This is a genomic window from Mariniradius saccharolyticus AK6 (assembly GCF_000330725.2).
GTDB lineage: Bacteria > Bacteroidota > Bacteroidia > Cytophagales > Cyclobacteriaceae > Mariniradius > Mariniradius saccharolyticus.
The window spans coordinates 122,501-135,030 of record NZ_AMZY02000001.1 but is presented as its reverse complement, the minus strand read 5'-3'; the positions used below and the strand labels follow the sequence as shown (position 1 = coordinate 135,030).

Sequence of the window (12,530 nt, the reverse complement as noted above, 5' to 3'; positions counted from 1 at the left end):
CTTTTTCTCAACCTGTGATTTGATAGCCTATGAAAGCCAAAACCGTTAGGGTGAGCTTTGTTATTCTATTCAATGTGTTGTTTGCAACAAGTGGTTTTGCCCAGGAAAATAAGCCAAAAAGCAATTGGTTTAACTTGTACGGTTTTGGGCGTACCAACTTTGTATGGGACAACCAAGACCTAGGTCGTAGTGACCTTTTCGTTCCGGCCAACATCAAAGTTGGGCAGCCAAGGAATCCAAATTTCTTTATAGGTGCCAAACAGACGAGAATCGGCATCGATTTCCATCAGACCGTGGGTAACGAAGAGCTATTTATCAAACTTGAAGGCGATTTCCACAACGATGCCTCTGATGCGACAGGAATATTCCGGATGCGGCATGCTTTGGTAAAATACAAATTCGCCATGATCGGAATGGATTGGAGTAACTTTTTCGATATTGATGCCAACCCAATCGCAGTTGATTTTGAAGGTCCCAATAGTTCCACGCTGGCGAGGACACCCCAAATTATGTTTGCGACTTACAGATCAAAAAATAGGCTCGCGATTTCTTTTGAAAACCCAATTGAGAAGATCACTTTGGGCGGCAACATCACAGCATTGCCTGAGCGGTTTCCCGACATTATTGGTTCTTACAGGGTCAATGGAGATTTCGGCTTTGTAAAGGGCGCCGCACTCTTCCGCGAGGTGCGGTATGAGAGCGATCAATCAAGAAGTGTTTTTGGATATGGTTTTACAATCCTGTCTGCATTGAAAATCGGCGACTCGGATAGATTGAAATTTCAGGGCGTGACGGGAAACGGTATTGCGCGCTACATACAGGGAGCAGTCAATCTCAATTATGATGCGATCTTCAACGGTACCCCCGAAATGGAATCACTCCACATGACAGGAGCAAATATTTCCTACCAACATTTTTGGGCCAAGCACATACATTCGTCTCTAACCGCTGGCTGGTTGGGAGTGGCGGACAATCCAAACCTCAAGCCGTCGGATTACAAAAGCAGTTTTTATGGGTCTGCGAATATTTTCTGGGATGCCGTGCAGAACTTGAGCTTTGGATGGGAAGCATTGGCTGGACAAAGGACAAATATCGATGGCAGTACCGGTTCTGCACTCCGTCTACAGATGAACGCTACGTACAAATTCAACCATTCCAAAAAATAAAAACTTTCCGTACTATGAAAACGACAGTTTTTCCAACATTGATTCTGGGTGCATTTCTCGGTTGGTTTGCATGCTCTCCAAAGCCCGCGACCGAGACGACTGAAACGACCGAGGCTAATGAAATCGAAAATACAGCCCCCGACGCCCAAGGGAAGCGAACCATGGGGTATGCTTTGCCGGGACTTGAACACGGGCTTTGCCAGTCTCCCATCAACATTCAATCAGCCAGCACAGGAGAGGAAGGGAGACATTTGATCACCTTAGATTTCAAAGATGAAATCAATAAGGTCGAAAATCTCGGGCATACCGTCCAGCTGGATTTTGCAGAGGGGAGCACGATTACAGTCGATGATACTACTTTCAATTTCAAGCAATTTCACTTTCATACTCCCTCCGAGCATCAGATTGACGGGATTACCTATCCCATGGAAATGCACATTGTTAATCTACTTCCAAATGAAGATAAAAACGCTGTTCCTCAATACCTTGTGATTGGGATTCTCTTTAAGGAAGGAAAGGAAAGCAAGTTTATCAACGATTTCCTTGCTGCCATTCCAAAACAGGAACATGAAACCGCTGAACTCAAGCCGGGAACGGTAAAGATTGCCGACTTGGTGGGTACAATCCCAACCACCGCTCTGGGAAATTATTACCATTACAAAGGCTCCCTGACCACGCCTCCCTATACCGAATCGGTGAGATGGTACATTGCAAAACATGTATATGAAGCGTCTTCAGCACAAATCGAAGCCATCAATAAAGTGGAAGGCAACAATGCAAGGCATGTACAGGCATTATACGGCAGGGCCGTTTTGACAAAATAGAAGCGTGTTTTCGACGACACAAGTAGAAGTAACATACAGAATTAAACTCTGCAACCGTGGATTCACTTTCATTTGGCGACCATCAATTTGAAAAGCTACTAGACCGCCTTCATCTGAGATACTCTGAGAGGAAATTTCTCATCGTGAAGGTAGCATTGGCATTTTTCGTTTGTTGGTTGCCGCTGGCGGTGCTTTCCTTGGTCTATGGAAATTTTTGGACTGGCCATTTCCATGATTCCTTTATCACTTCGCTTGAAGCCCAAACTAGATTCCTGGTTTCGCTTCCCATATTGATTCTCATAGAGCCAATGATCAATTTTAGGCTGAAGAAGACGTTGCTTCAGTTTCACGACGGCGGTCTCATTCCGGAACACCGGATCGAGGAATATTGGAACCTGGTGAAGCGAAAGATCGGTTTTCTCCAAAATTCATGGACATATTTCGGAATCGTTGTGATCTGCTATATCCAAGTGGCCGCAATTTTTTATTTTGAGGTCAATTACACATCGCTTTCTAGCTGGCAATTGGAGGAGGTAAACGGAGAGATCGGGTTAAACACGGTCGGAAAATGGGCCGTATTTGTAAGCAGGCCGCTTACATTGTTTTTTATTTACAGGTGGATATTGAGGGTGTTTGTTTGGGGGAGGATTTTGGCGCGGATTTCAAACCTCGACTTGAGATTGTCTCCATTTCATGCGGATAGGGTTGGAGGTTTAGGCTTTTTGGCTTTCAGCGTATCCTATTTTGCGCCCTTTACATTCGCGGTATCAGTAGCTTTGGCGGGCAATGTTGCCGACTTGATGTTGGTCGACAGCATGAAGTTGGTAGATTTTCGTTTACCGCTTTTGGCGTATGTCATTTTGATAAGTCTGTTTTTTACTTACCCGCTTTTCGTTTTTTCCCGAAAATTGGTATCACTAAAGGAACGGAGCATTTTCAGCATGTATGATCAGATCAAATTTGTCTACCAAAAGGCCGAGTTGCCTCCGTCGCTTGGCGCCGAGTCCAAGCCTATGGAAGACGAAAAGATTGCCTACATCGCTTCCCTGTCCGATTTCAATGCCATGATGGACAATGTGCTCAATTTAAGGGCAGTCCCTTTTCAAGTCCGAGACCTCTTCCCCCTTTGGGCCCTGACACTCGTGCCATTCATCTTCGTCATCATGATCGAGATTCCACTTTCCGAAATCCTTTCAAGGGTCGTGTCGACCTTGTTCTAGACATTTTGGGAATCCGATGATTTTTTTTGTTTTCCTGACAATATGCCCATGTAGTGTTGCGGAAAAGTGATTATTTTTCACTTTTTGATCGAAACACTCAAACCTTACAATGCTGGAATAATGGCTTTTTCCAAAAAAACAATGCAGGGATGGCTGCATGTGGGTTATAAGATCTTCTCGGATGAAGGTCCCGAGGGAATACAGGTGGAAAGATTGGCAAGGATTCTGGGCGTCAACAAATCCAGTTTCTACCATTTTTTTGTGGACAAGGAAATTTTTATGAGTGAGTTGATAAAGCTTCATTTAGAACATGCGCAGAGATATGTAGCAGAAATCAAGAAGTTGGACAATTTTGATCCTGAGTTCATCGACCTTCTTGTGGCAGAGAAAGAGATCATACTGTTTCACAGACAACTAAACAAGAATGCTGATAACGTGGTGTTTAGGAAAACCTTTATTGAGATCAATGCTGTAGTTGACTGTGAGATTTTGAGACTTTGGGCGAAGGAAATCCAACTGCCCCCAGACCCAGCCTTCAAGCTATTTGATTTGGTACGCGACACTTTTTACAGCCGTATTAGCCCAAAGAATTATTCCGCAACAACTGTTCGACAGATAGTTGACGAAGTCAAGCTATTTCTGGCACAGTTGGATAAGTGATCATTTCCTTTATTCGGCCGCACCCTTTTTGCCGACGGTCGTCGATCAAGTAACCAGATTGCAGGAGACTTGAAATTGAGAAAACCTTGCTTGTCCTTTTCACGTTCCAGAAATCAGGTAAAGGTTAAAAAGTAAAAGTGTGAACGAGTTTAAGTTCAAGCGATTAAAAACGTCCCCTGATGGGGGCGTTTTTTTTTAGGCTTTGGGGCAAGAACACATTCAATCTCGTTCGCGGGTTGTAGGGAAATTGGTCTTAACGACTAAATATTGGTGATAAGAATCATAAAAATATCTAATGGCGTGCTTTGGATTCAGAGCAATTCGTTACATTTATGGGTCTTGCGGGCACCATACAACCTACCGAACCACGTTAATAAGCGCAGTCCCTAGCTGCGCTTTTTGCGTTTATGTAATAATGGGTCAAAAAATCAAAGAAGTGTTTCGGTAAATGGTTTCGCTACGCCCTCAGTTGTCGCGAATTTTATCAATTCAAGAGCTTTTCTGTTTTGTGTTTTTCCGTCTTACTTCCTTCATTTGGATGGGGGTTTTCCTGATTATATTCGAAATCTTTTATCAGACATAACGCTACACGATATCTATATGCAGGCATTGAAACTCAAACTTAGACCTGAAATCACAGCACAATCGAAGTTTTCAAAGCAAATGCTTGTTTTCCAACATCTGCTCGATGAAATCGAAAAACGGAACATTCCACCACACATTTATCAAAGGATCGCGGAAAGGATAGAGGCGCTGAATGTGATGGAGACTGGGGAGTTGCAAAAGAAGCTTTTTAAATCCCAATCTAGTATCGTCCGCTTGCTGGAGAAGGAACTCAAGTTGGTTCCCAAGACCTACTATCAGACCTTGTGGATGGTCTTGGGGATGTCCGCTTTTGGTCTTCCGCTAGGTGTAGCAATCGGAGCGGCGCTGGGAAATATGGCGTTTTTGGCAATTGGGTTGCCGATCGGAATGCCCATCGGGATGGCGATCGGGATGGCGATGGACAGGAAAGCAGCTCAAGAAGGACGGCAACTAAATGTGAGCCTGAGTGCCTGACCCATAGCAGGTTTATCTGATTGATATTTTTGTAAATACTTGATTTTCAAACTGTATTTGGTGATATTGAAAGAAAAAAATCTGGAAATGGAGAACTTCGATACACTTTCGCAGGCGATTGACGGACTCAGGAAGCAAGGCTACGTGGAGGATTTTAACCTGAAACAAAATTGTCTGGAGTGCAGGCAGGGACAATTCAAGATATTCCACGATGAGTTTGAAATCGACAAGGTCTATCGCTTTGACGTGATGACCGACCCGGATGACCAATCGATTCTCTATGCCATTTCCTCCGACAAATACAGACTCAAAGGCCTTCTGGTCAATGCCTACGGCATTTACAGCGACCCGCTGGCGGATGAAATGATTGAGAAGTTAAGGCATCACTGACACGTTGCGCGGGTCTTTGTTCCAATTTGGTATTGGTTGTTTTTGTTCCGTTCAGTCTGTTCACTTTCGTTCAGTTTGGCGTCACCATTTGAACATCGTAGAAAGCGAAAAATGCAAATACGGTTGCCTTTCGTGGTTTTTTTGTTTTGGAACAGGGATTGATCTGAATTCGAAAAACAATCAATCCCGATGGTAAGCTTTCTTCTTTGGATGATCTTGTTGGTGCTATGTTGGCCGCTCGCACTCTTGGCAATAATACTATACCCAATTATTTGGCTGATTCTGCTTCCGTTCAGGTTGTTGGGATTTGCGATTGACCTTTCTTTCTCATTTGTCAGGAACCTGCTGATGCTACCGTTTACCGTGCTTCAGAGAAGGTAGATGTAGGGTTTCGGGGGTTTAAAAGCCATCTTCTAGCTGCCGCATTTATCGCAGCCACAGTTGCTCTTAGCCTTCGGCTTGGGTGAAATTTTTCTCCATGCCCAAGTCCCCAATACCGTAGCGAACAAGCCGAATACGATGATTTCCTGCCACATTTTAAGAGAGGATTTGATAGGTGATTAATGCCAGTAGGTAAGCGATAGCCGTCATTCCTATTCCCTGCAGGATCGGCCATTTCCAAGTTTTGGTCTCCCGATATACAACAGCAAGTGTACTCATGCATTGCATCGCAAAAGCATAGAATACCATGAGCGAAAAACCTGTCGCAAGGTTGAAGACTTTTTCACCCGTTTGGGGGTTGGTTTCTTGTGCCAGTCTTTCCATGATGGTCAATTCATCATCCGCGTTGCCGATACTATAGATCGTCGCGATCGTACCGACAAAAACCTCCCGGGCTGCAAATGAAGTAAGCAGTGCAATCCCGATTTTCCAATCATATCCAAGCGGCTTTATGACTGGTTCGATGCCTTTGCCCAGAATCCCAATAAATGAATTCTCAAGTTTTTGGGCTTCAATACGCGCCTCGATTTCCTCCCATTCGGATTCTGGACTGCTGGAGAGGAGGGTTTCCTTTTCTGCTTCCAAAGCGTCCATGCGAGATGGCGGACCATAGGATGCCAATACCCAAAGTACAATCGAGATAGAGAGAATGACCTTGCCTGCTTCCAGAACAAATACCTTTGACTTGTTATACATAGTCATGGCTACTGCTTTCCAGCGTGGCAACCTGTATATTGGCAATTCTGTCAAAAGGTAGCTCAGTTCTTTTCCCTTGATGATTCCTTTCAAAACAAAGGCACCCAACAGTGTGCCGACTGTACCGAGAAGATACATTGCGAGCAATGCGATCGCCTGAAGATTGAATCCCCAAAATTGATCATCAGGAACAGTCAATCCTATCAAAATAACATAGACGGGGAGCCTTGCTGAGCAACTCATCCAAGGAGTCACCAAGATCGTGATTAGGCGTTCTTTCGTATTGCTGATGGTTCGTGTAGCCATAACCCCCGGTATCGCGCATGCCATGCCTGAAATCAAGGGAACGACGCTTTTGCCATGTAATCCAAACGGCCGCATGATACGGTCCATCAAGAATACTACCCGCGATAAATATCCGGTATCCTCCAGAAATGCCAAAAAACCGAAAAGCAATGCGATCTGGGGAATGAAAATCACTACCCCTCCGATACCGGGTACGATGCCTTCAGCCAATAGATCCGTCAATACTCCCGTGGGTAGATTTTCACTGATCCAAGTACCAGCCCAGGCAAAGCCTGCGTCGATCATATCCATAGGCACGCTTGCCCAAGCAAAAATCGCCTGAAAAATGAGCAACATGATTGATAGGAATACCAAATATCCGAGGATTGGATGCAGGAATACTCTATCCAATTTGAATGTCAGCGATTTACTTTGGGGCTTGGTCCTGGAGCTCGTCGCGCTGAGGAGGGATTGTATCTTTTGGTTTCGGACTTCGGTTTCGTTTAGTTGACTCTTTTTGGGGTCAAATCCGTGCGATCTCGCAAACGATTCCAGTCGGCTTCTCTCCTCTCGGGAAAGGTTGTTGTCCCAAGAACCAAATACCAACAATTGAAAAGCTTGGTATTCATTTCTGAATAGAAAATCTTGTTGGACCGCTTCAAGGAGCTTTTGTGGAGCAAGTGCCCTTGCATCCACAAAAGGCTTTCCTATTTCAAATCGTTCTTCCACGATGAGCGCCTTGATGGCATCCATGCCCTCGTTGTTTCTCGCGTCGGTGATCACCATCGGCACCCCCAGCTGCTTATAAAGCTCATGGGTTTTGATTTGGATTCCCTTTTTCTCGGCCAAATCCTTCATGTTGATGATGAACGCCATAGGAATTCCCAAATCCAGCACTTGGGTTCCCAGGAGCAGGCTCCGTTCTAGGTTGCAGGCATCCAAAATGACCAAAACATAATCCGGTTTTTCTACACCCATGCCGTTCAATACACGGTGCGCTATCACTTCATCCTCCGATTTTGGGTAGAGCGAATAGGTCCCGGGAAGATCGATGATGTCAAAAGCCTTGAATCCGACTTTAATATGGCCGACGGTTTTGTCAACCGTCACCCCGGGATAATTTCCAATTTTCTGGTTGAGGCCAGTCAATTGGTTAAAGATACTGGACTTTCCGACATTGGGGTTTCCAATGATGGCGATCGTCTTGGTGCGGGTCTGGAGGCTTGTTTCCATGGGCTATTTGACGAGGATCAATTGGGCTTCCTGCTCCCTGATTGCCAAGATATTTTCGCCCACCTGAAACGCTATCGGTCCATGGAAAGGGGCTTGGTGGAGGAATTGAATCGACTTGCCCGGAATCAGCCCAATTTCAAGGAAATTCACAGAAAGGGGAGAGTCTTGGATGCGATCGATGGTGAATATACTATTCGGGGTAATTTCTGCTGCCGTCATATTTGGGTTCCGGGAGAAATACAAGGTACTGCCCTCTCCGGATTTGCCTGCGCAATTTAATCCCTCTTGCCAGATTAACCAATTTATTTAGATTGGTTCTTGATAAAAATCATATGATTTGCATCATAAGTTTGGGCAATTCGAAAAATCTGAATCAGGGGACAACAGTGGATTCGGATTTTGAATTGGAAAATTCCAAAGGTGACAAAACCTTTGGTGCCTGTATCTGAAATAGTCCCTCAGGATTGTTATATTCGATTTTTAAACCCTTTCTACGATTTTGAAAATTTTGGATCAGATTAAAGGAGCTTGGAAAAAACTGCGCAGACTGCCGACCGCTGAGCGGTTTGCATTGGCGCCCGTTTGGGTCCAACTGGTCGCAATATTCATCACTTCGGCTGTATTGATTTTCATGATGGCTCCTTTTCTAAGCCTTCGGCTGGCCTATATGATTTTTGCGGATCCGGCTTATTATTCGGAAGCAAAGGGTCCTTTGCAACTTGTGGTCGGATTGCTCCAGGTGTTGCTTGGAATGGTGCTTTTTTCCTTTATCATTTCTGTTTTGTCAGCCGCTTTAGTCAAATACATCGAAAATATCAGAAGTGGATCGCTGGGTTTTGTACGAAGTGGGCACATGATCTTTGTCAATTACAACGTGAAACTGCCCTTAATTTTGGACCAACTCGATATCCGTGCAAAGGAACGTAGCGCGACTGAGGAGATTGTACTCTTGTTTTCCGATATAGATACCGTAGCCAATTTCCGTAACCAGATGGATCCCAAACGCTGGAAAAACCTTGACATCTTTGTCCGGCAGGGTGATTTGATGAATTTCAAGACATTTGAACGGATATCGGTTTTTGAAGCACTTTCTCTAGTCATCCTCCTTCCCGACGGGGCACAGAGTCATTTTTTTGCGGATAACATCAACCTGAAAATTCTGACGACTCTGGTGAACAATCAGCAATACCGGAAGCACTTGGAGGAGCGAAAGGCGTCAAGGAAGCCCGTCAAATGTTCAATAGAATTGTCCAATAATGCAGACTCGAGGGTGATTGCCCAGAAGATGTCCCAAGCACTGTTTACTGTTATCACACCGGGTGACGTGATAGGGAGTATTCTAGCGAGGGGAAAGGTAGATATAGTCTTCTACAAGGTGTTCTTTGAGGTAATGGCCTTTGATGGTTCCACGATCCATTTTGTCAATCCACAGGTTTTTGGGTTGGAATTGGTGGGCAAGTCATTTGAGGAGCTTTATTTTGGTTTTGAGGGAGGCACTTTGCTCGGGTATTCCGGCATCAACCAAGCAGGTGAATACCGTATGCGGCTTTGTCCGTTTGGCCAAAATCTTACTTCGAGCGATTGGCTGTTGTTTTTGACAACCAAGGTCAACCGAATCGTTTTTAGACCTTCTGATGATTCGTTCAAATTAGAGAGGTTGGATGATATTATTCCGCCTACGGAGTCGGTCGCCAAGCAGATTTGTGTCATTGGCAATCATAATCCACTGGGCAATATTGACGATTTCATAGATGTTCAAAGTATGCGTGCACTTAAGGAGGCACATTTCGTTTTTGATAATCAAGAAGAATACTTCGCAGACAAATTTCTACAGCGACTCAAGTCTTCAAATTTTGAGAACATTGTCGTCAACTTGGACGATGAAACTGGATTTAGACTCACCATGTGGCTGGTTTCAAAAGAAGGGGAAAACGATGATTTTCTCAAAAAAATCGTTACCATCCTCGGCGATCCGGTGACAGAAAATTTGCTCAGCCATTATCACCTCAAGTTCAATACGGTGTTATCACATAAACTGTCAGCGCGATATATTGCCCAGATTTCGTTTCAAAAGAACCTGGATCGACTGTTTGAAGAGTTGGCATTTCCAGAAGGTGTGGAGTTCAATTTGTTGGAAATTGGCAAGCATATTCCCCATAATTTGGTGAATGATCGAAAAGAACTTACGAGGCTTTTGGCTGGACAGCAGTTGATTTATCTGGGAATAGTCGATGAGGACAAGAATGTTTATTTTGAAAGCAGCAATTTTACGGCGGCCAAACAAATACTTGTATTGAGCCAGGGAGGTAACGAAAACCCTGATTCGGCGAAGAGAGCGACTCCAGAATCAACCATTTCCAAGCAAAAATCCGTAGAATTGTAACCCTATGGATACCCAACCGAACAATCCTCTTCACGGCGTGAGACTTGTCGATATTTTGGAACACCTCGTCAACAGGTATGGATGGGCCAAGCTTGGGGAGAAGATTCCGATCCGCTGCTTCACCCACGACCCGTCGATCAATTCCAGCCTGAAGTTTCTTCGAAAGACGGAATGGGCAAGGAAAAAAGTGGAGGAACTTTACATCAGATCAACCCAACAAAAACAGCGCAAAGACACAGATCAGTGACGTTTTCTTCGCCAAAAAGTAGGTCTGGGGAAGAAATGGAAAGGGACGGCCTTTGCGACCGTCCCGTCTCTTGGCAGCAACAAATCAATACGTGCCGGGTATCAATTCTATCTTCCTGAATTCAACCGGGCCATGGTCGCCCTGAATCATGATCGGCCCTGGAAGTCCTTCTTGGCTATCCAATGCACCGCCCGTGATGCCCGGTATGATTTGGTCGCAGATGATCGTTTTGCCGTTTGCAACGATTGTAACGCGTCTTCCAATAAGAGTAATTTCAAATTTTTGCCATTCGCCCGGGGATTTTTTGACCATTTCATTGGGTGTAAGGAAACCGTAAATACCTCCGAAATAGACAGATGAAGGATAGTCGGTTTTACTGTCCTCGATTTGGACTTCGTAGCGGCCGCGTAGGTAAATACCGCTATTGCTTCCCTCTGGGTAGCGGAACTCTACGATCAATTTGAAGTCCTCAAACTTTGCGTCTGAGATCAGATTTGCGCCACTTTTTGGACTTGAGAGAACTCCGTCCTTGACAGTCCATTGGTTTTGGGTTTTGTCGGCATGCCAGCCGGCCAGGTCTTTACCGTTGAAGAGCGCGATGGATTTACCCCACTTGGGGGCTTTGTCTCGGACCAACCTTGGGGCACGCTCGCCGACAAAGCTGTATTTCTTTTGGTCGGGATAAGTAATCGTCCCCTTGATTTTTCCATCAACCAACTCTCCTTCCAATACCAAGTCGTTGTTGGCCATTTGCCATTGAGGAGGGATGCTGAATCCAAATTTCCCATTGTCAAAGGTCACCTTTGAGATCGGTCTCGCGCTTCCGTCGTTTCCGACAAAATGTCCCACCAAGGTACGGATGCCCGAAAGTTTTACTTCGAGCCACGAAGGGGCGGGCTTTCCATTCATGTCCAAGGTGATGTCCCAAGTGCCAATCAAATCAGCCTGATTGGCTATTGCCCTGTCATGATTGCCAAGGGTAATAGGGAGGTGAAAACTATAGGCCATCAAAATGGCGATCACAAAACTGATGGATTTGGAAAAAGGGCTGTATCTCATTTCGGATGCGTGTTTTATTGTGATTCAAATTATGGAATTGAACCAAAGATTCAAAACCCCATTGATGCCAGCGGTAGCGGGTGGTTTTTTGAAAGGCAATAGAGACTTTTGCCCAGAATGCCAATCAGGGAACCATGCCGGAAAAAATTGTGAAAAAAATTGAAAATTTTTTTTCGGGGCGTCTTCTAAGTGAATTTTGTGCGAAGTGCAGAATGCTTGGAACAAGTTTCAAATTCTGTTTTGTGTAATTTTCATCCGATCAAACAAGGGGGAAAAGCGCTTGGAACGGAGAGGTTTTGGTCCTGATTGGGGGTTTGGATTTCCATTTTTTTCCCTCATCTTAGGATAAGAATCCAATAGTTCGATGCCTAGGATCGAGTTCGTTGTGTTCATAATCACCTAGTAATTAATCACCCACGCTTTTTATCCATTATGAAAAACAAGAAAAGATTGATCAAGGCAAATCTGTTTGCTTTGGTAATGGTCTTGGGCATTCTGACTGTTTACAGAATCCTTGGAATTCAAATCGGTCTCCATGAAGGAGCCTTCATGGCAAACGCCACTTTGCTCGCAGTTCCACAGTTTGGCTTCGTCTATTTTTATTGGAAGTCCATTTTGACGGAAGGCAAGAAGGCAGTTGCCTAAAAGATTTCTGACGTTTGCTTTCTGGTACCGGTACGGGTGGGATCGAAAAATTCCATCTGTACCGGTTTGGTTTTTTTATCCAAATTCCATCTGCTAATGTGGATTTGCTGATGACAGTTGATTTTTTCAGCCTTGGTTTGATGAACGGATAACCGCTCGCAAAATACTTTTTTGGCATTTTGCATTCTCAGGTTCAATCGGTTAAGTTTAAGATAACCACTG

Annotated in this window: 13 protein-coding genes; 10 read left to right on the top strand and 3 right to left on the bottom strand. The window is 44.6% G+C overall.

The genetic code is table 11. The annotated features are described in order from the left end of the window. Positions 1–29 precede the first annotated feature (29 nt). The 7 genes from C943_RS00605 (at position 30) to C943_RS22170 (ending at position 5,700) form a co-directional block, all read left to right on the top strand. Positions 30–1,166 carry a DcaP family trimeric outer membrane transporter gene (locus C943_RS00605; RefSeq protein ID WP_040478380.1) on the top strand — a complete coding sequence of 379 codons (1,137 nt, stop codon included), beginning with the start codon at positions 30–32 and terminating at the stop codon, positions 1,164–1,166. A gap of 14 nt (positions 1,167–1,180) precedes the next feature. Continuing rightward, entirely contained in the window at positions 1,181–1,990 is an 810-nt protein-coding gene (locus C943_RS00600; RefSeq protein ID WP_008623333.1) for a carbonic anhydrase family protein, read from the top strand. A 143-nt stretch (positions 1,991–2,133) separates the two neighbouring features. Further along, positions 2,134–3,210, top strand: coding sequence for a hypothetical protein (locus tag C943_RS00595; protein ID WP_008623332.1), 1,077 nt, complete (start codon positions 2,134–2,136; stop codon positions 3,208–3,210). A gap of 120 nt (positions 3,211–3,330) precedes the next feature. After that, positions 3,331–3,870, top strand: coding sequence for a TetR/AcrR family transcriptional regulator (locus tag C943_RS00590; protein ID WP_040478378.1), 540 nt, complete (start codon positions 3,331–3,333; stop codon positions 3,868–3,870). A 600-nt stretch (positions 3,871–4,470) separates the two neighbouring features. Beyond that, the gene (locus tag C943_RS22325; protein ID WP_008623330.1) at positions 4,471–4,929 is read left to right on the top strand and encodes a hypothetical protein; all 459 of its coding nucleotides are present in this window, start codon (positions 4,471–4,473) and stop codon (positions 4,927–4,929) included. Positions 4,930–5,016: 87 nt separating this feature from the next. Continuing rightward, positions 5,017–5,319, top strand: a complete 303-nt coding sequence (locus tag C943_RS00580) for a hypothetical protein (RefSeq protein ID WP_040478475.1) — start codon at positions 5,017–5,019, stop codon at positions 5,317–5,319. A 189-nt stretch (positions 5,320–5,508) separates the two neighbouring features. After that, positions 5,509–5,700: a hypothetical protein gene (locus C943_RS22170; protein WP_008623326.1), complete on the top strand. Its 192-nt coding sequence runs from the start codon at positions 5,509–5,511 to the stop codon at positions 5,698–5,700. A gap of 156 nt (positions 5,701–5,856) precedes the next feature. Here the strand turns inward: C943_RS22170 and feoB are convergent, their stop codons facing one another. Continuing rightward, a complete protein-coding gene (gene feoB / locus C943_RS00575; protein ID WP_008623324.1) occupies positions 5,857–7,974 on the bottom strand; it encodes a ferrous iron transport protein B in 2,118 nt (705 codons plus the stop codon). Positions 7,975–7,977: 3 nt separating this feature from the next. Further along, positions 7,978–8,193, bottom strand: coding sequence for a FeoA family protein (locus C943_RS00570; protein WP_040478376.1), 216 nt, complete (start codon positions 8,191–8,193; stop codon positions 7,978–7,980). 289 nt (positions 8,194–8,482) lie between these two features. On the opposite strand from C943_RS00570, the gene C943_RS00565 reads away from it, so the two are divergent. After that, positions 8,483–10,357 (top strand): hypothetical protein, encoded by a 1,875-nt coding sequence (locus tag C943_RS00565; protein ID WP_157198370.1) that lies wholly within the window; start codon positions 8,483–8,485, stop codon positions 10,355–10,357. A 4-nt stretch (positions 10,358–10,361) separates the two neighbouring features. Beyond that, positions 10,362–10,604, top strand: a complete 243-nt coding sequence (locus C943_RS00560) for a VF530 family protein (RefSeq protein ID WP_008623320.1) — start codon at positions 10,362–10,364, stop codon at positions 10,602–10,604. An 84-nt stretch (positions 10,605–10,688) separates the two neighbouring features. On the opposite strand, the gene C943_RS00555 is transcribed toward C943_RS00560, so the two are convergent. Then, positions 10,689–11,663, bottom strand: a complete 975-nt coding sequence (locus C943_RS00555) for a 3-keto-disaccharide hydrolase (RefSeq protein ID WP_081610428.1) — start codon at positions 11,661–11,663, stop codon at positions 10,689–10,691. 432 nt (positions 11,664–12,095) lie between these two features. Here C943_RS00555 and C943_RS00550 point away from each other — a divergent pair, with 432 nt between their 5' ends. Beyond that, on the top strand, positions 12,096–12,308 hold the full coding sequence (locus C943_RS00550; RefSeq protein ID WP_008623316.1) for a hypothetical protein: 213 nt from the start codon (positions 12,096–12,098) through the stop codon (positions 12,306–12,308). The last annotated feature ends 222 nt before the right edge of the window (positions 12,309–12,530 follow it).